Annotated in this window: 22 protein-coding genes and 3 pseudogenes; 24 read left to right on the top strand and 1 reads right to left on the bottom strand. The window is 63.4% G+C overall.

Annotation, left to right across the window (positions count from 1 at the left end; genetic code table 11):
• From IEX64_RS20285 to IEX64_RS20210, 16 genes and pseudogenes are all read left to right on the top strand, one after another.
• Positions 1 to 598: pseudogene (locus IEX64_RS20285) on the top strand (methylase); the annotation flags it as partial.
• Between the two features lie 113 nt (positions 599 to 711).
• Positions 712 to 1197 (top strand): hypothetical protein, encoded by a 486-nt coding sequence (locus tag IEX64_RS20280; protein WP_188822653.1) that lies wholly within the window; start codon positions 712 to 714, stop codon positions 1195 to 1197.
• A complete protein-coding gene (locus IEX64_RS20275) occupies positions 1190 to 1825 on the top strand; it encodes a hypothetical protein (protein WP_188822652.1) in 636 nt (211 codons plus the stop codon). Before IEX64_RS20280 ends, IEX64_RS20275 begins: the two co-directional genes overlap by 8 nt.
• Before the next feature lie 30 nt (positions 1826 to 1855).
• Positions 1856 to 2557, top strand: coding sequence for a hotdog family protein (locus tag IEX64_RS20270; protein ID WP_188822650.1), 702 nt, complete (start codon positions 1856 to 1858; stop codon positions 2555 to 2557).
• Between the two features lie 115 nt (positions 2558 to 2672).
• Positions 2673 to 3878: a DUF932 domain-containing protein gene (locus tag IEX64_RS20265; protein WP_188822648.1), complete on the top strand. Its 1206-nt coding sequence runs from the start codon at positions 2673 to 2675 to the stop codon at positions 3876 to 3878.
• A 72-nt stretch (positions 3879 to 3950) separates the two neighbouring features.
• On the top strand, positions 3951 to 4238 hold the full coding sequence (locus tag IEX64_RS20260) for a DUF5983 family protein (protein ID WP_188822646.1): 288 nt from the start codon (positions 3951 to 3953) through the stop codon (positions 4236 to 4238).
• Positions 4239 to 4369: 131 nt separating this feature from the next.
• Positions 4370 to 4624 carry a type II TA system antitoxin, ParD family gene (locus IEX64_RS20255; protein ID WP_067734560.1) on the top strand — a complete coding sequence of 85 codons (255 nt, stop codon included), beginning with the start codon at positions 4370 to 4372 and terminating at the stop codon, positions 4622 to 4624.
• A 59-nt stretch (positions 4625 to 4683) separates the two neighbouring features.
• Positions 4684 to 4890 carry a hypothetical protein gene (locus IEX64_RS20250; RefSeq protein WP_067734561.1) on the top strand — a complete coding sequence of 69 codons (207 nt, stop codon included), beginning with the start codon at positions 4684 to 4686 and terminating at the stop codon, positions 4888 to 4890.
• A gap of 144 nt (positions 4891 to 5034) precedes the next feature.
• Positions 5035 to 5280, top strand: a complete 246-nt coding sequence (locus IEX64_RS20245) for an AbrB/MazE/SpoVT family DNA-binding domain-containing protein (RefSeq protein ID WP_039286629.1) — start codon at positions 5035 to 5037, stop codon at positions 5278 to 5280.
• Positions 5277 to 5666 carry a type II toxin-antitoxin system VapC family toxin gene (locus IEX64_RS20240; RefSeq protein ID WP_054946282.1) on the top strand — a complete coding sequence of 130 codons (390 nt, stop codon included), beginning with the start codon at positions 5277 to 5279 and terminating at the stop codon, positions 5664 to 5666. The genes IEX64_RS20245 and IEX64_RS20240 overlap by 4 nt, the downstream gene beginning before the upstream one ends.
• A 77-nt stretch (positions 5667 to 5743) precedes the next feature.
• Positions 5744 to 5884: a hypothetical protein gene (locus IEX64_RS20235; protein ID WP_229710604.1), complete on the top strand. Its 141-nt coding sequence runs from the start codon at positions 5744 to 5746 to the stop codon at positions 5882 to 5884.
• A 186-nt stretch (positions 5885 to 6070) separates the two neighbouring features.
• Positions 6071 to 6283, top strand: a complete 213-nt coding sequence (locus tag IEX64_RS20230; RefSeq protein WP_054946280.1) for a DUF5818 domain-containing protein — start codon at positions 6071 to 6073, stop codon at positions 6281 to 6283.
• A 480-nt stretch (positions 6284 to 6763) separates the two neighbouring features.
• On the top strand, positions 6764 to 7225 hold the full coding sequence (locus IEX64_RS20225; protein ID WP_188822644.1) for a DUF736 domain-containing protein: 462 nt from the start codon (positions 6764 to 6766) through the stop codon (positions 7223 to 7225).
• A gap of 95 nt (positions 7226 to 7320) precedes the next feature.
• Positions 7321 to 8319 (top strand): DUF2493 domain-containing protein, encoded by a 999-nt coding sequence (locus tag IEX64_RS20220; RefSeq protein ID WP_188822642.1) that lies wholly within the window; start codon positions 7321 to 7323, stop codon positions 8317 to 8319.
• Positions 8320 to 8387: 68 nt separating this feature from the next.
• A complete protein-coding gene (locus IEX64_RS20215; protein WP_188822640.1) occupies positions 8388 to 8630 on the top strand; it encodes a DUF6117 family protein in 243 nt (80 codons plus the stop codon).
• A 410-nt stretch (positions 8631 to 9040) separates the two neighbouring features.
• Positions 9041 to 10021 carry a DUF2493 domain-containing protein gene (locus IEX64_RS20210; protein ID WP_188822638.1) on the top strand — a complete coding sequence of 327 codons (981 nt, stop codon included), beginning with the start codon at positions 9041 to 9043 and terminating at the stop codon, positions 10019 to 10021.
• 159 nt (positions 10022 to 10180) lie between these two features.
• Here the strand turns inward: IEX64_RS20210 and IEX64_RS20205 are convergent, their stop codons facing one another.
• Positions 10181 to 10489, bottom strand: a complete 309-nt coding sequence (locus IEX64_RS20205; RefSeq protein WP_229710603.1) for a hypothetical protein — start codon at positions 10487 to 10489, stop codon at positions 10181 to 10183.
• Positions 10490 to 11025: 536 nt separating this feature from the next.
• Between IEX64_RS20205 and IEX64_RS20200 the strand changes: the two genes are divergently transcribed.
• From IEX64_RS20200 to IEX64_RS24650, 8 genes and pseudogenes are all read left to right on the top strand, one after another.
• On the top strand, positions 11026 to 11304 hold the full coding sequence (locus IEX64_RS20200; protein WP_229710602.1) for a CopG family transcriptional regulator: 279 nt from the start codon (positions 11026 to 11028) through the stop codon (positions 11302 to 11304).
• A 157-nt stretch (positions 11305 to 11461) separates the two neighbouring features.
• Positions 11462 to 13564, top strand: coding sequence for a type IV secretion system DNA-binding domain-containing protein (locus IEX64_RS20195; protein WP_188822632.1), 2103 nt, complete (start codon positions 11462 to 11464; stop codon positions 13562 to 13564).
• Positions 13561 to 16524, top strand: coding sequence for a MobF family relaxase (gene mobF / locus IEX64_RS20190; RefSeq protein ID WP_188822629.1), 2964 nt, complete (start codon positions 13561 to 13563; stop codon positions 16522 to 16524). The genes IEX64_RS20195 and mobF overlap by 4 nt, the downstream gene beginning before the upstream one ends.
• Before the next feature lie 31 nt (positions 16525 to 16555).
• Positions 16556 to 17086: a lytic transglycosylase domain-containing protein gene (locus IEX64_RS20185; RefSeq protein ID WP_308422620.1), complete on the top strand. Its 531-nt coding sequence runs from the start codon at positions 16556 to 16558 to the stop codon at positions 17084 to 17086.
• Positions 17087 to 17251: 165 nt separating this feature from the next.
• Positions 17252 to 17820, top strand: a pseudogene (locus IEX64_RS20180) (transposase); the annotation flags it as partial.
• Between the two features lie 469 nt (positions 17821 to 18289).
• On the top strand, positions 18290 to 19792 hold the full coding sequence (gene istA / locus IEX64_RS20175; RefSeq protein WP_419181723.1) for an IS21 family transposase: 1503 nt from the start codon (positions 18290 to 18292) through the stop codon (positions 19790 to 19792).
• Positions 19789 to 20634 (top strand): IS21-like element helper ATPase IstB, encoded by an 846-nt coding sequence (gene istB / locus IEX64_RS20170; protein ID WP_188822627.1) that lies wholly within the window; start codon positions 19789 to 19791, stop codon positions 20632 to 20634. The genes istA and istB overlap by 4 nt, the downstream gene beginning before the upstream one ends.
• Before the next feature lie 112 nt (positions 20635 to 20746).
• Positions 20747 to 20992, top strand: a pseudogene (locus IEX64_RS24650) (IS110 family transposase); the annotation flags it as partial.
• Between the last annotated feature and the right edge of the window lie 235 nt (positions 20993 to 21227).

Here is a 21227-nt window from a genome sequence, read left to right as displayed (position 1 = left end):
CGACGAAGACGGCCGGATCATTCCCATGTGCAGGCTCGTGCGGCCCGCGATGAGTGAGCGCACCGCCATAGGCGCGCTTGCGCACAGTCACTGGACGCCGATCGGCGAGGACGACTTCCGTGCCAGTTGGGACGCGGAGGTGGCTGACGTTCATGCCAGTATCGATACCGAGACGGTGAGCATCGTGACCGGGCTCCTGCTGCCCGTCTGGCACAAGCTTCCAGCGGATGACGTGCGCGTTTGGCGATTATCCGACGGGCATGGACAGAGCCTGCTGGGGCGCATTGTGCCCGACCGGGCACTTGGCGCACTGGGTGCGGCTTTCGATACCGACACCGGGGTTTGCCTAACCCCCGCCGCGATGATTGCCGCGGCAAGGGATGGCGGCAGCGTGGCATTGCCCGCACTGGGCGGCGCACACCTGGTGACCGCACTCGTCAACGGGCAGCGCCGCCTCGAGATCCGCAGCTATCCGCCCGAGCGGCGCAACTGGCTCAAGTCTCTTGGCTGTTTCGTCGAGATCGTGGCGTTCGCAGCGCGCGTTTTCGTCCCCCTCGATCGAGCTGAAGAGGTGCTGACGGCGATATCGCAAGGCTGACCCGGCTTCGGCATTCACACCGTCACGCCCTGGCTCGTGAAGGGAGTGGGGGAGGGTAGGTGCGCCCGGTTGGCCGGGCGCGCATTCCAGAACCTCAAATATGGAGAACCCACATGGCTGACCGGGCAAGTGCGTCGATCCGCATTGGCGGCGTGATTCCTCATTCGTGTATTTCCGGTCTCTTCGAAGCGATTGATCGCGACGGGGGGCGGGCCGATTGGGAGGGCGAACCACTCGATCCTGCATCGCTGTGTGCTGGCGAAACCCTCGAGGCCTTCGCCTATGCGCAGCCCGGCGGCATGTTCGAGTGGACCGAGCAGTTCTGCGAAGATCACGGCATTGCCTTTGTGCGCAATTCCGGGAGCTGCAGCGGTGTGTTCGGCCCCGAGCGCGTGGTCTTTTCCGGCACAGGCACGCCCGCACAGTTCGACATGACCGAGAACGAGGAAATCGTGCTGGCCCGCAGCATGATCCGCGCTCTCGCGACGATTGAGGCGATCGAAGCATGGTTCGAAAGCGCGGAATTCCAGCCCCCGCCAATCACCTTCGCAGACAGCACTGCGGGCACCGGCGAGAATGGGGAGACGGACAATGGCTGACTCTTACGTGCAGGGCAGTTTCTCCTTCAGTTGCACCCATGCCGAACTGGCGCTGATCGAGGAGGCTTTCGAGGCGAGCTACGCGTTCATGGCCGAAGACACGCCCGCCGATCCATCGCCCGAGTTTTTGGCCGCCTTTCCGCCGGTCAATCCGGACGATCCGTGGAGCGGGTTTCTTGCCATCTTTCCCGATCCGGATTTTCCGGACTTCGGGGTGGAATTCGAAGCTGAGAACCCGCGTGAGCGTCCGGAGCTATCCACCGTCTTCGTGTACTCGACGACCGACTTCCAGCCGGACGCGCTCGCGCAGCTGATCCGGCATTGCTGCCAGGATACCTTGCGCCAGGCGCCCATCGGGTTCGAATGGGCCTGCAGTTGCTCTCGGCCCCGGGTGGGTGAATTCGGGGGCGGGGCCTGCGCGATCTTTGCCGATGGCATGGTCTTCAAGACCACAGGCGCCATGCTGAGTGCCATGCTGTCGCGAAAATCCCATGCGGCCTCCACTGCTGAAAGCCGCCATGGTTGGAGCGAGGATCCCGAGTACCCTCTCGCCGATTGGCAGTCGGAAGTGGCCAACGGCGGTACGCGGCTCGGCTACTGGCCCTGGGTCGCTTTGAGCCGGGCCTGACCCTCCTTCCTCATTGAAAAGGATACGATGATGCCATCCACCACCCCGGTGGAGGCGCCTTCGCGCCTCTACAGCGAGACCCCCTACGACGAGTACGGCAATTTCCATTACCAGGGCGACCTCTATCGTCCCTCCGAGGACCTCAGCACATTGTGCCGCCGGATCGAGACGCACCTTGCGAGCCATTTCCCTGAAATCCGCTTCATCCTTCGCAGCGAGCGATTTACCGGCGGCCGCAAGATCACGGCCGAAGTTCTCGACGCTCCCGGCGATCTGTCCACGCGCGACGCGCAGGAGACGTTCATCACGACGGTGCGCGATCAGATCGAGCGCTTCGGCTTTTGCCGCACCAACCCGCTCCAGGATTACTGGAGCTGCTCGTTTTATGCAGAAGTGGCCATCGGGCAGGCCTACTGGGCGGCGCTTGCGGCCCGGCGCGGGAAGGCCAATCCGGTCGATAATCTGGTCTCGCTCGCCAGCTTCAGGAAGCGCCTGAAACCCGGCGATACCCTCACACTCCTGCACGCGCCCTTCAACCATCGCGCACTGGGCGCAGCGCGCAAGGTGATCGAGGTCCGCTCGCGGGATTTCGTGTTCGAAGGGCGCAGCTACTGTGATTTCCCGCGCGCCGGCAATTTTGCCTGCGATGGACGCCTGGTGCGGATCGCGATCGGGAATGAACACGATCCGGATGCTCACCTGCTTTACGAATGGCACGCCATCGACGGGTGACGCCGTGCGGGACAGGTCCTGCAAGCATGCGGTGAAGGGGGAGGAGGTGGGGAAGGGCGAGTGCGGGGCAGTGATGCTCCGGCTCATGTCCTATTCCCATACGAGGAGCCCTGTCATGACCACATTCGCCCGTATCATCGAGAACCCTTCTGACGCGCCCGTCAGCGGCGGATACCGCGTTGACATCTCGCGCGGCCAGAACATCTCGCGCGTATCGTCCGAATGGTTCTCGCGGCCCGACGACGAACGCTATCTCTCGCTCACAGACTTGCACGCCAGCGTGCGCCGCCGGGCTGACCAAGCGACCACGCGGATCGTCGAGAGCAGGCAGGTTCGTGTCGAGGCGCGCAGCGAAGACCCGGAAATGCTCACGCTGATCGCGCCGGGCGACGACACGCCGATCGCGCCGACCAACTGGTCTTTCGGTCAGCTCGCGAGCCTGGTAGGGGCGCCTGCGTCCTATCTGCGCACGCTTCCCGCCGCGCTTGCCGGCATCAACATGCAGCACGGCCTGCTTGCCCATCGCGGCGAACAGGTGAAACTGCTCCAGACCGATACTGGCCGTACCGAACTGCGCGCGGTGACTGGCCCCGACTATGGCCGCATCTGGGACCACGAACTCGTCAGCGCGGTCATGCGCATCGCCGGTGACGGTGTAGGCGATACCCGCTGGAAGGTTCCCGGTGTGCTCGACTGGGGCTCTATGGTCTACAATCCCCATGTCGATGTGAGCAGCGAGACGACGACGCTCTATGCCTCCGACCGCGATGTCTTCCTGTTCCTCGTTGATGACACCCATCCGATCGAGGCCGGCAAGCTGCCCAATGGCGAGCCTGATCTCTTCTTCCGCGGCTTCTATGCCTGGAACTCCGAAGTGGGCGCCAAGACGCTGGGAATCGCGACATTTTACCTTCGCGCCGTGTGTATGAATCGCAATTTGTGGGGCGTCGAAAACTTCAAGGAAATCAACATCCGCCACTCGAAGTTCGCCGCCAATCGCTTCGCGCATGAAGCCGCACCCGCCCTCGCGCACTTCGCGGATTCCTCGCCCAGGAGCTTTGTCGACGGCATCAAGCAGGCCCGCGAGCGCATCGTCGCCCGCAAGGACGAGGACCGCGAGGACTTCCTGCGGAAGCGCGGTTTCTCCAAGGCCGAGACCGGCAAGATCATTGCCAGCGTGCTCGCCGAGGAAGGCCGTCCGCCCGAGAGCCTCTATGACTTCGTGCAGGGGATCACCGCCCACGCGCGGAGCAAGACCAACCAGGACGCCCGGCTCGAGATCGAAGGCAAGGCGCGCAAGATTCTCGAAAAGGTCAATTGAACCGCCACGTGCCGGCCGAGCGATTTAAGCATCGGCCGGTACGTCTCCATCCCATAACCGTTGGAGGTGCCTGTGGAATTCGGGCGCTACCTCGTGCTCAGCACATCCCATGTGTGCCTGAGTACAGCCAAGCGGCTTGATGCCTGGGCCGCGCTCGATCGCTCGCTTCGGCCCCTGGCTGTCGCATCGACCCATGAAGGCTGGTTCGTGGCCAGCCGCGAAATCCCCGAACCGTACCGTCGGAAAATCCCGCAGGAGCTTCTGGCGGCCATGCGGTTCGCCCGCGATCTGGGGTGCAGTTACCTGCTGTTTGACTGCGATGCCGACACCATTGATGCCCTGCCGGTGTTTCCGTGGTGACTCCGGCCCTGCGTTTGCCAGGAGCGCGAGGCACAGTGTGAGCGGTGAAACCATTACAGCCCTGCCGGCATGCATGACAACAAACCCACATTTCTGTAAATGGTCGTTTGTAGAAACTTGCGAGGCCCCCCATGAGTCGGCTCACCATCGATATCTCCGAGCAGCAGCACCAGAGCCTGAAGGCCCTGGCGGCCTTGCAGGGCAAGACGATCCGGCAGTATGCGATCGAGCGGCTTTTTCCGGCCGATGGTGACACCGATCAGCCTTGGGCTGAACTGAAAGCGCTTCTGGGCGAACGGATCGACCAAGGCCTTGCGGGCGGTATTTCAGGCAAGAGCATTGGTACGATACTTGATGAGGAGCTCGGCGAGGATCGCCGGGATTGACGATCAGCCCGTTCGGGCAACATTGATGATCGCGGCGAACCCTGGATTGGAGAAGCTCCATGCACAATGCCGATACCGGCTGCACGCTATCGCCGCGCCGGGCAGAACTCACAAATTTTGATCGGGCTTATAATGTTGCCCTCCGCGCGCGCCAGCAAACGGGTCTGCGCCAGTTCATCGTCAGGACCGGCAATCCATTTCAACCGATCCGCACAAGTTGTCTGGCGCCTGGGAACGACGAAATCATTCTCGCGCTTGTCGCATGAAGGGACTGTCCACTCGCCGCGCCTGCTGCCGTCAACCATTGCCGCGTTGGGCGGCGATCTGCGACGCATGACAAGAGGTGTAAATTATGCCATGTATTCTAAATTATGTCACAATGTTGATCATCAGCCATATGGGCCTGCGCTATGACAATCCAGATTTCGATAACACCCAGCGGCAGGCTGAGCTTGCCCGCCGATATCCGCAAGCGGCTTGGCCTTGCAGGTGGCGGCTCGCTGATCGTCGAGGAAACCCCTGACGGCGTGATCCTGCGCACTGTCGCCCAGTCGGTCGCGCATGCCCGCGCGCTCGCCCGGAAATATACCGCTGACCGGCCTGATGCCTCGGTCGATGCGTTTCTCGCGAACCGGCGTGAAGACAGCGGGGCATGAGCGCATTCATTCTCGATGCGTCCGCGCTCCTGGCCATGCTCCGGGAGGAGCCGGGCGGTGACAAGGTGGCCGAAGCGCTTGGCGATGCGCGCATGAGCGTGGTCAACTACGCGGAAGTCGTCAGCCACTTCATTCACAATGGCATGCCCCCACACGAAGTGGATGACATGCTGCATCCCTTGCCAATCTCCCTTGTTCCGGCTGATGCCGATATCGCCCGGCTTGCAGGGCACTTGCGTGCCTTGACCGCTGACGCCGGACTGTCCCTGGGCGACCGCTTCTGTCTCGCTCTGGCCTCGATCGAGAATGTGCCGGCCTGGACGTCGGACAGGCAGTGGAGCGCAGTTGCCGAAAAGGTCGGTGTTGAAGTGGTCGTCATTCGGTGAAAACGGAAGGAACGGACCGCCGACCCTATCGTCGAACCGTCAGCGATAGCCTTGGTTTGCTCAAGGAACAGGACGCAATGCGTCAGGCGCGGCTCGATGCGCTTCGCGCCGAGATCGAGCATGGTGCCACCAGCGGCCCCGGCATTTCCGGTGATCAGGTATTCGCGAACGCCCGCAAACGGATCGCCGGCATCGCCGCCGGCGCTACGAACAGTTGATCGATCTGCAGCCTTCTTCTGCGCCGCGACGCGGAAACACCAGGATAGCATCTGCCATATGTTAAGCCTTGATCATTGCGGAGGATCGCCGGACAGGGGGCGCATGGTCTTGCCGCGAATCAATTGCTGGACGTTCCGTGCTCACACTGGCGCATACGGTGCGCCGCGCTTGAAAGCCATGGTTTGATGGCGTCGCACCATCCTACCTATCGCCGCCTTACTGGCCTGCTGCGCCTCAACGGCCGCAGCGCCGTTCTCGAAACGGGCGATGGGGATTTGATCTTCCTCGTTTCCGAGGACGATCTTGCCCCATTCCATGACCAACAGGTTGTCGCCGAGGGCCAGATGGCCGGACCTGACCGCCTCACGCTGACCTGGATCGCTCCCGCTTCAGCCTGACCTCGACATGCGCCGTGTGATTGGAAACTGAGGTGCGGTGGTCCGGAACGCGACCGGATCGCCCTTTCATCCCCAAGGCGCTGATCAGTTCCGCCTTCGCCGTGAACTGGAGGTGCGCTCAAGTTCGGCCGCGGAAACTTCGAGATCCACAGCAAGCTGGGTGAGGGCGCGTGCTGCGCCCAGCCGTATCATGCCGTCGTCACGCGTTCCTGAACACCCGCGCGCTGCGCGCTTGCGGGCAAGGTCCGCCACAGTGCGAAGCGTCTCCGAGTCCATGGCCCAAGAATACCCCTGATGTGAACAGCAGGCCAGTCCGCCGAGGTTCGCGGATGGCCCGGTAACGGCGCAGTGCGGGAGGCGAGGGAGTTGCGCCTGGCCGCGCAGGGGTAAGCCGCGAGCGCGGGATACAGAGGAGAGGAGGTCCGGAGAATGTGTCGCGAAGAAATGGTTCGAGAGCGACATCATCAAGGAGTGAAGATCATGAACATTGGAGAAATCCGCAGCGTCAATGGCCGCCTTACCGGAGCCATCGCTACCCGCACCATTGACCTGCCGCGTATCGGCCTGCGCAAGGTCGAGAGCATGAGTGACCGGGCGCCCGCGTACGAGATCCTGGCGCTCAACGTGGCCCGGCGCTGGGTGCAGATCGGCGCGCTGTGGGAGGCCTTTTCGAAGAAGACCGGGGAAGCCTTCCTCGCCGGATCGGTCGATGATCCGGGCCTTCCCGAACCGCTGCCCGTCGCGCTCTTCCCGACCGAAGACGGCGGCTACACCATCGCCTGGCGGCGCGAGACCATGCGGTCCGAGTTCGCCGGAGGCTTCGGCGGGATGCAGCGCTCCTATGACGAGCGTGGCCAGGAAGGCTTCGGTGGCAGCACCGCAGGAGCCGATGGCGCGCTGATGGGCGCCGGCGCCGACGAAGGCGAAGAACCGCTGTTCTGATCCTGCACGAACAGCACCCTGTGAAGGCCGGAGGCGCACCGAGTGCCTCCGGCCTTTTTCTTGTTCAAGTTCCGATGCGTGAAAGGCACCTTGCCATGACCAGCACCAATCTCACGCGCAGCGTCGATCGCTTCGCCGACCTCAAGACCCTCTATGCTCAGATGACTGCCACTCCGGAATTCCAGGCGGCATTCGGCGACCCGCTTGCTGTTTCCATTACCCAGCTGGGCGAGGAGCCGGGCGAACACGACATGCCCGAACCCTTTGCAGCCCAGGCCGAATGCGGCGGCGTGATCGCCGCGATCTTCGACCTGTTTACCGGCACCCGGCTCGAACCGCTTGGCGCCGAAATCGCCTGGGGGTTCGTCAACAGCTTCCACTTCGTCGCGGGAAAGCTCGAACGGCGCGAGGACGCCATCGCGCTCGAACTGGGCGATCTGGCGCGCCATCCCGACATGAGCGAAGTCTACAACAACGAGCTCGAGGAAAAGCAGCTCCTGTGTCAGTCGCTGGCCGAGCAGCGCGCCGCGATTGAATGCATGCGCGACTATGCCGCCGAGATGTACCGCGTGCAGTCAGGCTGGCCCTGGTCGCCGGCACGCGGCAGCAAGGCCTCCTCGGCCTCGTCCGCCAGCCAGATTGCGGCGCTGGACTTCCTGCGTGCCCGCGAACTGGCAACGCGCGAGAAGCATAGTCCAAAAGGCCCTGTGGTTGTGTTTTCCGGACCGGCCCAATGGCACGACTGGGAAACCTTGTGGGCGCGGCTCGACGAGATCAAGGCGCGTGTGCCGCACATGACACTGGTGACGACCGGACAGCGCAAGGGCGCCGATGCCATCGCAGCGGCCTGGGCAGCGCGTCCGGAAAACAGCGTGCCGCTCGTCGCCTACGGGCTCTACGGTTCGGGTCGGAAGACGGCCTTTACCCGCAATCGCAAGCTGGCGGAACTGAAGCCGGTCGAGGCGCTGCTGTGCGAAGGATCCGGCCTGCAAGCCAACCTCTATCAGGTCCTGCGCGAAGCCAATGTTCCAATCCATGCCTTCCGCAAGGCAGACCAGATCGCTGACACCTCTGTCCCGCGTATGCGGGCGTGAAGCCGGCCTGATCACCCGGGGCAGGGCCTTTGGTCCGCCCCATCATTTCCCGATGACAGGAGGTTCGCATGGCAATCCCTGAACCTTATCGCCGCAATTTCGAGACGCTGCTTCGCGCCGCGGCCGATGGCAATCTCGCGCTCCTGGAGTGCAGCGATGCCGAAACCGGCGTTCCCCGCTACGTCGTCACGGCCGTGGGCCGCAACGGGGACGACTACGTCATGACGCCTTTCGGGCATCTCCATAATGGGAACCCATTTGACGCTTACATTCCGCCCGATCCGGGCGATGGGACACAGCCGCGCGCGTGACGACACCGGCGTAGATATGGTTCGTCCGCGCGACTGAACTGAACAATTCGGGCTGGCCGCACTCCTCGCGCGCCAGCCCATTTTTGTGCTGCCGGGGAATTCACACCTTCCGCTGATCCCAACGGTAAAGACACACCCGTGAACCATGCAAAAGCCCCGTCATGGGCATCGAGCCCATGCCAGGGCTCGGGCGTATGGGGCAGGCGTTGTGTATTATTCTCTCTTCCAACAAGTCCAAGTCTGGCACGGGGTCAGCCCCGGCCTCAAGGATCGACGGCCCCTCCAATTTGCTGCGCAAATCGGTTCCTCCGTCGCCCGCTTCGCGGCCGGGCTGCGCCCGGTCCTTGACCCCGGCGCTCGCAGCCCGTGCAGGAGGGGAAGCCTCTTTTCCTAGTTTCAAGGAGGCTACGATGAACATCAAGCGCACCATTCGCGACTTTTCCGAAATCGCCGATCTTATCGCCGCGGAAACCCTGACACCGGCCGATGGCTTCTCAACCGCTTTCGAAACCGGCCTCGATACAAGCCGCATGGGTGTCGCCGAAGACGAATTGACCTGCGACATGCCGGACGCCATGCAGGCCCAACTCGCTACCGAGATGCTGGTCGCCACGCTCTTCGACGTACTGCGCGATACCCGCATAGAAAGCCTTGCGCCGCGTCTTGCCTGGGGGATCGTCAACTCCTTCCACAAGGTCGCCGAACAGCTTGATGGCGAAGCCGACAGGGCAGCGATGAAGGTTCGCGATCTTGCCCGCGATGCCGACGGCAGCGAGGTTCTGATGGGTGAACTGGAGGAAGCGCAGGTGCTCTGCCAGTCCCTTGACGAAGCGCGCGAAGCGGTCGCCTGCATGCGAGACCACGCGGCGGCAACTTACCTTGCGGAAAGCGGGCGGCCCTGGTCGTCGGTGAGAGGATCGCTAGTCTCTTCCAAGCGCACCGCCTCGGTTATTGCCGCACAGGACTTTCTGGCCGCGCGGAGGATGCGCAAGGCCGAGGCGCATGCTCCGAAAGGTCCGGTGGTGGTCTTTTCCGGAGGACAGGTGTGGGAGGATCACGAGCTTCTTACCGAAGCGCTGGATGCGGTGAAGGCGCGCGTGCCGAACATGGTGTTGGCGACCACTGCGCAGGACAAGGGCTGCGATGCCATTGCGGCGGCCTGGGCGGCGCGCAGCGGCACCATGCTCATCGCCTTCACACTCGACCGGCGCCTTGGCAAGCGGGCAGGGTTTGCCCGCAACGAGCAACTTCTGGGTCTGCGTCCGGTCGAAGCGATCGTCTGCGAGGGCTCCGGGCTGCAGTCACATCTTGCCCGTGAGGTGAGGGCAAAGCGGATACCGGCCCACTTCTTCGCGCTGAAGGACCAGCGCACCAATCGGACGGCAGCCTAGGTGGCACGGATGGGACCGGTCGGGCTTCGGCTCGGTCGGTCTCCTTCTTTTTGCCCGCGTGGAAGTCGCCCCCGCTCAGGGACCCGAAGCCTTTCGGCTTCGCGCCCGTCGCGGCGCCGATGCGGAGCCACGAGTGTGGCTCCGGCCTCCTGCGCGTGGCTACGCCATGCTCGTCGCTGGGCCATCCCTGCGGGATGACTTGGCATTTGTGGGGACACCGGGTTGGGACGAAGTGCTTGCCTCCGGAAGAGCACGAAGGGCGGTCACAGCCACCGCGCCGCCACACCGGATCGCTGCGGCAAGCAGGTCTCGAAATTCCCGTTGGGTGAAGTCCTCTACGGGCAGGTCGATGACGATCTCGGCGTACTTGCCGCGCAAGGCGCGGCGGGTCTTTTCTACCTCTTCGGCCATCATGCGTTGGCGCGCTTCGAGGTCGGCAAGGCGTTCGCGGTCGGTCTTCCTGGGCATGTCCATCGCTCCTTCGATGGTCTGCCCGCCGTCCTCCTTATCGGCCGCCGGAAGGCGGCCTGCAATCCCTGGACCCGTGAGGTCATCATGAATTCAGAGGTTCCCCTGTGCGGCACCCTGATCAACCTGCCGGTGTCCCACCGGCGAAAGGACAAGGCCCCCTTCGGGGGAGCCGCGCCCCTTCCGGGACGTGGCGACGCAGCGAGAACTCGCTGCGCAAGAAAGGACGCACGGCCGTGGCCGTTTTGTAATGCACCGTACGCACCAGTGCTGCGCGAGTTTTCTTTGCTTGTTCAGTGGGTTGGGAAGGGTGCCGTGTCATCCGCCGGCTTGCGTTGGCGTCATACTGGTAGTTTCGCGATGGTGCCTCTCCTTGCCAAGCCTTTGGACTTCTTAGATATTCCTGCGTGTGCCGTGGCGGACAGCGGCATTTCTTGAGTTTTCTGCCGATTTGCGGTAGAGAACTCTCGCTTCATGACATTCTGACGCCGGGCTCCGCACAGCGGAGCAGTGTTATGCAAAGAATAAGCGTGCGCGTGGATGACGCCCTTTACCGGCGACTTCAGCGCCGTTCCTACGGCGCAAATCTCACCTTGTCCGAGTTTGTTCGCCAGGTTCTGGGCGAAGCGGCCGATCCCAACGGGCGCTACATCTATTCCTCGCAGGACGAGGTTCTGGCGACCTCGATCCAGATACTGACCTTGCTTGCCACCTCGATCGGCGCGCGATCGCCCGAACTTCTCGAGCGGGGGATGCTCGATGCCCGTGCGATCCTCGGCGAACGGGGCCTCCTCGATCCGGAGCAGGACCGATGAAGGGGGGCATGTCCGGAGGCCGGCGGCCCCTAAAGGGTGCGGTTTGTTCGTCGCCTGCTGTTCCCCGGTGCGGGCACGGCGCTTTCCCCGATCGGGTCCAACCCGGCCTGTGTTTCGGCGCTGGGGCATTCCCTTTTGCGCAGGAGGGAAGGCGCTCATGAGCATCTTTCGCAACGATACCCTGGGGAGCTGGACGCGCGGCGGGCAGTCGATCGTCCATAACGTTCGCATGACCACGCAGGTCTTGTTCCAGACCGTAATGGCCGGGCTGGGATTATGGGTGATCCTGACGGTCTGGTGGGTGTTGGAACATATCAGTGACTATCAGCGCTTTGTCCTCCTCAAGCTTCTTGAAGCGAGTATGAAGGTTCAGGCCGCCCCCGGAACGAACGATCCCGTCCTCTTCAAGACACCCGCCGGCTCCCAGTACTGGACCTCGGCCGACTGGCTGCTGGCATCGCCGATCGCCGCGAAAACCCTCCATGCCTTTGAAGCTGAATGCATCCGGGGCGCCATTCTGTCGGGAGCAGGTTCACTCGTCGTGCTCGCCTGCGCCTGGTATGCCTTTACCCGCACGGGCAGGGGGCTTGGCTCGAACGAATACCTGCGCGGGGCGCGTTTCGGGACCGTCAGGCAGGTCCGGCGGGTGCTCTCCAAATTCGAGCGAGGCAGCTTCCGGATCGGCGGTGTTCCGGTGCCCGATGCCTTTGAGCCGGAACATATACTCCTGTGCGGCGCCCCCGGCACGGGCAAGACGAACATCATCGTCAAGATGCTCGAAGGCATTCGCAAGGAGGGCAAGCGCGCGATCGTCTACGATACGGCAGGGACCTTCGTTGAGAAGTTCTACCGCCCGGGCAAGGACATCATCCTCAATCCGCTCGATGCCCGAACGGCCCACTGGTCGCCCTGGGGGGACGTTCCGCGTGAATATCACTATGACCAGATGGCGGAATCGACGATCCCCGACAAGGCGGGCGATCCGTTCTGGGCAAGGTCCGCGCGCGGGACCCTTGTCGCGGTCCTGAGGAAGCTTGCGCGCGAAGGCGAGATGCTGGTTTCGGTGCTTCTCGACCGCCTGCTGCGTTCCCGGCTCAAGGACCTGGTGGCTTTCGCAAAGGATACCGAGGCGGCGGCATTCATCAGCATGGAAGGGGACCGGACATCGGCCGGTATCCAGGCCGAGCTCGCATCGGTGATGCGCAGTTTTTCCTACCTTGACGATACCCGCACGGGCCTTTCGATCCGCGACTGGGTAAGCAACGAGGAAGGAGGCAACTGGCTCTTCATCACCGTGAAGGCCGACCAGCTTCCTTCCTTGCGACCGCTCATCACCGTTTGGCTCGACATCGCGATCTCGGCAATCATGAGTATGGCACCGGATCACCGGCGCCGCCTCTACTGCGTCGTCGACGAACTACCCACCTTGCAAAAGCTGCCGTCCCTGTCGGACTTCCTCGCCCGCGCGCGCAAGTACGGCGGCTGCGGTGTCCTCGGCTTCCAGTCCTACCCGCAACTGGAAGCGACTTACGGCATCCAGGATGCCGCGGCGATCACGGGCTATTGCTCGACCTGGGTCGCGCTTCGGGCGAACGATACGCCCACAGCCAAGCACGTTTCGGAAAACCTGGGGCAGGTCGAACAGATCGAGGCGAACGAAGGCATGTCCTACGGCGTCAACGACATGCGCGACGGGGTGAACCTCTCGCGCATGCAGGTGACGCGCCCGCTCGTCATGCACACCGAGGTCACCAATCTGCCCAATCTTTCGGGCTATTTGCGCTTCGGCCGGGACCTGCCGGTGGTGCGGTTCAAGGACAAGTTCAATTCCTTGCCGACGATTGCCGAAGGCTTTGCGGAACGTGTCGATCCTCCGCTGCGTGACGGAGACGGCGCTGCGATCATTGCTGCCCTACGGGCGCAAGAGGGACCGTATGTGTGCTCCGAACCCGGTGAAGCGGGCACTGCGAATGGAAATCCAGGCCGGCGCGAGCCGCGACGCAATCCAGGTAGAAAGTCCGGCGATGCAGATGGGCAGCCTGATCTATTCGAGAATGCCCCTCCGACGGATGGTCAGCCTCCCCGCGAACCTGTTCCCCCCGTATCGCCGGATACGGGCGAGGCCATCCCGGACGACAGTCCAGGCCAACCACGCGAAGTGCAGGACTTCACACTTGGCGCAAAGCGCGGCCGTCCGCGTATCGAGATCGATGTCTATAACCGTGCTGGCGGACCTTCACGCAAGGCCCGGCCGGCATGATCCACCCCCGCCGTCTCAAGGGCACTTCAGGCAATATCGCGCGCTACTATACGGTGGGCGACTATTACACCAAGGGTGGTGACGAACCCAGCCAATGGGGAGGGCACCTTGCGCCCGAACTTGGGCTCGAAGGCAAGGTCGATCCTCATGTCTTTGCCGAACTGCTTGCCGGGCGCGTGGCCGGCCAGCAGCTTGGACGGCATCGCGCAGACGGGGAAATCCAGCACCATCCGGGATGGGACTTTGCGGTCAATGCGCCCAAGTCGGTTTCGATCATGGCGCTCGTCGCGGGCGATGAGCGGATCATCGAGGCGCACGAGCGCGCGGTGACGGCGGCGCTTTCCTATCTGGAAGAACATGCCTCGCTCCGCAGGCGCGAGGACGGCGAGGTCATCCACGAGACGACCGGAAGACTGCTCTTCGCCCGCTTTACCGAGCATGCGAGCCGGGACCTTGACCCGCACCTTCACACGCATGTCGTCGTCCTCAACATGACCAATCGTGAGGTGGATGGCCCGATGGCGAGCCTTGAGACCCGGGCGATGTTTACCGAGCAGATGGTGGCGGGACAGGTGTACCGCAACGAACTCGCGCGGGACCTGCGCGAGCAAGGCTTCGAAATCGAATTCGACCCGCGTCGGGGCCTCTTTGAGATCGCTGGCGTGCCCAAGGACTTCATCCGCGACACCTCGCAGCGTTCCCGAAAGATCGATGCTCATGCCCAGGAACATGGCCTGGCCGGGCAGGCCGCGCGCCGGGCCTCCTTCTACGAAACGCGTGGTGCCAAAGTGAAAGTGGGGATCGAGGATCTGAAAGAGCAATGGGCCGAGCGCGCAAAACCCTATGCCAGGGATCTGGCCGACCTTGGTTTCCTGGCTGCAGGGCGCGAAGGGCAGGGGCTGCCAAACGATCCCATGGCGAGCCGGCGTGCAGCGCTGTTCGGGATCCGCCAGGCCGAAACCCGGGAGGCCGTCTCCAACCTGGGCTGGCTCTATCGCCATGCCCTGGCAAGCCATGTCGGGGAGGTACGCCTCACCGATGTGCGCCCGCTCATCACCGAGCATGAAGCCCGGCGCAAGCTGCTCGCGGTGCATGAGCCGACAGGAAGTTATACGTTGACGCGGGGGCGCACGACGCGGCGCAGTGCCCGACTTGAGCAGGCCTTGTCGCGCGAACTCGCGCTTGCACTGGGCGATGCCAGGCCGATTGCTTCATCCGATCGCTTGCTGGTCCGGCTCGAGAAGGCCGGGCTCAACCCGGCGCAGGAACAAGCGCTGGTCATGCTCGCATCCTCGCGCGACCGTGTCACGGGTCTCCACGGCGTCGCCGGTGCGGGCAAGTCGACCTTGATGCGCACGCTTGCCGAAGCGGCCGAACCGGGAACCCAATTTCTCGCTCTGGCTCCGACATCCTCGGCAGCTGCCAACTTGGGGGACGGGGTCCGTATCGAGGCGCGAACCATCGCCAGCCTGCTGGCAGGCGGCGGGCACGGAGTAACGGATGCCCATGTCCTGCTGGTCGACGAAGCCGGGCAATTGGGAAACCGGCAGGCACAACGTCTGCTCCAGATCAGCCGGGAGACAGGCGCGAGGCTCATCCTGCTGGGCGACAACCGGCAGACCGGCGCAATCGAGCAGGGCAAGCCGTTCTGGCTCCTTCAGCGCCTCGGGCTCCCGACCGCCGAATTGACGGAATCGATGCGTCAGGAAACGCGCACGATGAAGGCCGCGGTCACCGAGACGCGCGCCGGTAACTATGCCGCCTCACTCGACAAGCTCGACAAGGTGGTGAGCGGGCAAAGCGCTGAGCGCCTGGCGAGGGGGCTCGTCGAGGAATGGACCCGGCTCGGGTCCGAGACTCGCCAGACGACCAATATCCTCGTGCTCGAGAACAAGACCCGGATTCTCGTTAACGCGAAAATCCGCGGGACTTTGAAGTCCGAGGGCGCGATCGCGGCGGAAGATGTTCGCCTCTCGGTACTCACTCCAGCGGGGATGACCGCCCAGGAAAAGCACTTGGCGCGCTTCTATTCTGGCGGGCAGGTCGTGATGTTCGCGCGCGACCTTGCGGCTCCCGGTATCGCCCGCGACACCGAATACCGCGTCGTCGGTCTCGCCCAGGATGCCAATGGCCGCCAACTCGTTCGGCTTGTCGATGAGAACGGGCGCATGATCCGGTGGGACCCGCGCCTCGGGCAGGCGCGTCACGTCAACGTGTTCGACCGCAAAGAGCGTGAGTTGGCTGAGGGGGATCGTATTCAATGGCGACTGGTCAATCGCGAACTGGACCTCAAGAACGCCGAGCGCGGGACGGTAGAGAAGCTGGAAGGGGGGCTTGCCACTATCCGCTGGGACCGCGGGGAGCGCGTCCAGACCATCGATCTTTCGCGGCACAAGACCTGGGACCACGGCTATGCCGAGACGGTCTATTCCGCGCAGTCGAAGACCTATGCCCGGATCTACGTGCTGGCGCCGGTCAATTCCGCCCTGGTCAATGGGCAGAACTACTATACCGCGATTACCCGCGCACGCCTGGGCGTCAAGCTATGGACCGAAAGCGAGAAGAAGCTGGTCGAGAAGCTGGAGGCCCGGTCCGGTGAGAAGACCTCGGCGCTGGAAGGGCTTGGCCGGCTCGATCGCGATACCGTCCGGGCCTACGCCGATCGTCATGCAGGCCGTCTGGCGCAGGCGCTCGAGGACCAGCAACATCGTCGCCAGGACCGGCGCGACCAGCTGCTGGAACGTCAGCTTGATCAACGCCGCTCACCGCAGGGCCTGGGTGAGCATCTCGCAGAAGGCGCGCGCGGCATTGCGGAAATCATGGATCGTATCCTGAAGTCGGCACTTGACCGCCGAGCCAGCACCGGCCGCAGTCATGCGCACGCAGGCAGGGGACATGCTTCGCCAGCCGCAGATCAAGATCACCAGAAATCCAACGATCGGTCCGGTTTTGACCGCTGATGCCATTGCCTGACTGTGAAGGAGTTCGTCCATGATCGCCAATGTCCTTCGACCAACGCTATTCGGGCAGGTGTCTCGTCTTTGGTTGCCAGCGTCGGCGTTCATGTTTTTGGCAACACCGGTCCATGCCGCGGTACGCAAGTCTGATGAGGCCCGTATTGCCAGTTGCATTCACGGCGCCGCAGCGGGCCGTCCCTGGCTTGAAAAGACCCTTTGGGGCCTGCGCGACCAGGAGGCGGGCTGGATCGGTGCCGAGGTCGGAAACACCAACGGCACGCACGATCTGGGCCCCTTGCAGATCAACACCAGGTGGGTATCAAGGATCGCCGCGCTCGTGGGTCGGCCTGCGCCCGAGGTTCGCCATTGGCTGCGCTTCGATCCCTGTTTCAACGTGGAGGCGGCCCGCTGGATATTTCTGGCCGCACTCAAGGATACCGGGGATTTCTGGAAAGCTGTAGGCATCTATCACAGCCCGACGGCCTGGCGCCAGCGTCGATATTCGCTGAGCGTGGCGAAGCGCATGCATCAGAGATTTGGGAAAGATGTCTACAGCGATCCGTAATTTCTGACCGCACACGGCTTGAAGTGTTATGCTTGTCTGCAATAGAAAGTACTCGGCCTTTCTGGAAGGTGCGTGATTTTGGACTGCTCTGCCACCTGAAAACTGGGCCATTTGCGGGTACAGCTTTCCGCCGTAGATTTCCTTGGCTGGGCGAGGAGGTTTGGCGTGAAGGCATCGAAGTTTACGGACGCGCAGAAGGCGTTCGTCATCAAGCAGGGCGAGGAGGGAGCGCCGGTTGCTGAGATCTGCCGCAAGGCGGGGATCAGCCAGGCGACCTACTTCAACTGGAAGAAGAAGTATGCGGGGCTGATGCCATCGGAGATGCGGCGGCTGCGCGAGCTGGAGGATGAGAACAGCCGGCTCAAGAAGATCGTCGCCGATCTGACGCTCGATCGCGAGATGTTGCAGGATGTCATCAAACGAAAGCTCTAAGGCCGGATCGGAAGCGCGAGCTGGTCGACGGGATGCTGGCGGACTGGAGTGTGTCGATCCGGAGGGCCTGCCGGGTTCTGCCGTTCGATACTTCCAGTTATCACTACCAATCCCGCCGCACCGATCCGGCCTTTCTGAAGAAGCGCATCAAGGAGATCTGCGAGACGCATGTCCGCTACGGCTATCGTCGGGTGTATTACATCCTGCGTCGCGATGGTTGGGCCGTGAACTTGAAGAAGGTTTATCGGCTTTATAGGGAGTTAGGCTTGCAGCTGCGCAACAAGACACCCAAGCGGCGCGTACCTGACTGTGCCTGCGGCGTCGGTTCCGAACTGGAAGGGGAATCTTGTTGAGGAGACACCGCACTATAGGCATTGATCTGGCGATCCGCGGCGATCACGTGGCTCAGATCTTCGATGACGGCCGTCCTGCCGGACGGCCAATACGCTTCCGGCATGATCCTGCATCACTGGATAGCCTTGTCGCTCGCCTCCGCGACGGCCTCGTCGAGGGCGACCGCATGCAGGCTGTGATGGAGCCCACCGGCATGAGCTGGTTCCCGGTCGCGCTGCCGCGCGACAAACAGGATGAGAATGCAGCGTCAATCAAGATGGGAATCGGTGTTTGCCGTGTCGGTGGAGGGCGGAGGGCGTAGCCCGCAGCCCGGAGACGACACGGCAAACACCGATCGCCCTTTTCCAAAGGGGGCGCTGATGGTCGGGGTTGACCCGATATTCACGAGCATTTCCAAGGTTGAGGGAGATGCCGTGGGTGCCGGGTTGCCACGTCAACGATCATCAGATGAGGTTCTTCATGAAGCTTCGACAGACCAACGGCATCGCGGCGGCATCCGCGAAGGCGGGGTTCAGCACGGCAACGGGTTATCGGATTGCCCAGACGCCGGTGCTTCCCTCGCAGCGCGCCAAGACGCGCGAGCGGCGCCGGCCCGATCCACTGGCCGAGATTTTCGAGCACGAGATCGTGCCCCTCCTGAAGGCAGCGCCGGGGCTGCGGGCGGTGGCGGTCTTCGAAGAGATGCGCCGGCGTCATCCCGATCTCGATCCCGGGGTCAGGCGCACCATGGAACGGCGCATCCGCTCCTGGCGGGCGCTTCACGGACCCGAACAGGAGGTGATCTTCCGTCAGATCCATGAGCCGGGCCGGCTCGGCCTGTCCGACTTCACCGACATGGGCGATCTTGGCGTCCTGGTTGCCGGGCAGCCGCTCGATCATCGCCTCTATCACTTCCGGCTGATGTGGTCGGGCTTCGAACATGCCCATGTGATCCTGGGCGGCGAGAGTTACGTCGCGCTTGCCGAAGGGCTGCAGAACGCGCTGTGGGCGCTGGGCGGTGCGCCGACGGAGCACCGCAGCGACAGCCTGTCGGCGGCCTTCCGCAATCTTGATGCCGAAGCCCGGGCGGATCTCACCACCCGCTACGACGCGCTGTGCGGGCATTACGGCATGACGCCGACCCGCAACAACCGCGGCATCGCGCATGAGAATGGCGGGATCGAGAGCGCGCACGGCCATCTCAAGGCGGCGGTTCGCGACGCGCTCTTGCTGCGCGCCTCGCGCGACTTCGATGATCTGGCCGCCTATCGCCGCTTCATCGACGAGATCGTGGCGGCCAAGAACCGACGCAGCGGTGCCCGCATCGATGCCGAGCGCGCCGCGCTGCAACCGCTGCCCGACCGGCGCACCAGCGATTATGAGGAAGTCATCGTCACCGTCACGTCGACCAGCAGCTTCACGCTGAGGAAAGTGTTCTACACCGTGCCTTCGCGGCTGATCGGACACCGGCTGCGGGTCCGGCTCTACGATGACCGGCTCGACCTGTTCATCGGCGGCACCCATCTCATGACGCTGGCGCGCGGACGCTCGAAGAGCAATGGCGCGCACGGTCATGTCGTCGATTACCGGCATGTGATCCACAGCCTGCGCCGCAAGCCGATGGCGCTGATGAAGCTGGTCTATCGCGATCAGCTCTTCCCCCGCGAGGCCTACGCCCGGACCTTCGAGAGGCTGGTCGAGGCCTTGTCCGAACGCGTCGCCTGCCGGATGATGGTCGAACTGCTGGCCATGGCGCATGAACGCGCCTGCGAGGCCGAGCTCGCCGATCTGCTGGGCACCGATCTTGCCGCCGGCCGCCTGCCCGACATCGCTGCGCTCAGGGAGCGCTTCGCTCCCAATCCGGCAGCGCTGCCCGAGGTGGTCATCCAACTCGCGCCCCTCAGCACTTATGATGTCCTGCTGACGGGAGAAGCGGCATGACCAAGGCAACCCAGGCAATCGACGCCCAGCGCCTCACCCTCATCCTCAACGACCTGCGCCTGCCGGCCATCAAGCTGGTATGGCCGGACTTCGCCGAGCGCGCCGACAAGGAAGGCTGGCCCGCCGCCAGGCTACTCGCGGCCCTTGCCGAGCATGAGATCGCCGAACGCGATCGGCGCCGCATCGAACGGCACCTGGGCGAAGCGCGGCTGCCTCCGGGCAAGACGCTCGAAAGCTTCGCCTTCGATGCCGTGCCGATGATCTCGCGCGCGCAGGTGACCGCTATGTGCTCGGGCGACGGATGGCTGGAAAAAGGCGCCAATCTCATCCTGTTCGGCCCGCCCGGCTGCGGCAAGTCGAATCTCGCCGCAGCCATCGGCCTGGCGCTGATCGAAAATGGCTGGCGCGTGCTGTTCGCGCGTACTTCCGACCTCGTACAGAAACTCCAGGTCGCGCGCCGCGAACTCGCGCTCGAAGCCGCCATCGCCAAGCTCGACAAATATCACCTGCTGGTCCTCGACGATCTCGCCTATGTCACCAAGGACCAGGCCGAGACCTCGGTCCTGTTCGAGCTGATCAGCGCCCGATACGAGCGTCGCTCCATGCTCATCACCGCCAACCAGCCCTTCGGTGAATGGAACCGTGTCTTCCCCGATCCCGCCATGACGCTCGCCGCCGTTGACCGTCTGGTCCACCACGCCACCATCTTCGAGATGAATGTCGAGAGCTACCGCCGGCGCTCCGCCCTCCAGCGTCAATCACGCGCCGGACGGCCCCCGACCTACGCGACAATCAAAACCGCCGACGAATTGTCGCCGCGCGACAATCAAGCCGGCGAATAGAGCTTGCCAGCGTCAATCTGAACCGGCACAAACAAACCGCCGCGACAATCTGTTCTCATCCTGATTGACGCCCGCCTCTCATCCAGATCGCCGCGCTATAGGCGAGTAGCGCCTGATCGATGCCGGCGTCGAAGTCGCCAGGGTTAAGGGCAAACGGGTCAAGGCGCTGCGGCGGTACCTCTCAGAACATGCCAAGACCGATCTTGCCGATGCGCAGGTGCTGGCTTCCATTCCGGCCTTCGGAGGACCACGTCTCGATCCAGTCCACATCCCTGCCGCCCGGAGCCATGCCCTGCAACGGCTGACCAAGCAGCGCGAACGCTTCAAGGACAATATCTCGGCGGCCAAGCGCCGGTTGCTCGATCTGGTACGATGGGCATTACCTGAACTTGAGCGAGTGCTGCCGGACTTGAGCACCTGCCTCTCGCTGTCGCTGTTCCGCCGCTGGCTCGACCCCGAAGTTGTGCTGGCAGCACGCCGGCCAACCCTGCGCAGGTACATCGCCGAACACGCCAGCGGCAATCATCCGCACAGCGGACCCTTCGTCGAGGGGCTGATCGAAGGCCTGCGTCTAGCGGCCCGACAGGCCCAGT

It is taken from the genome of Novosphingobium indicum, from assembly GCF_014645195.1.
GTDB lineage: Bacteria > Pseudomonadota > Alphaproteobacteria > Sphingomonadales > Sphingomonadaceae > Novosphingobium > Novosphingobium indicum.
Note: the sequence above shows the minus strand (reverse complement) of the source record. Positions and strands in the feature narration are given on the sequence as shown.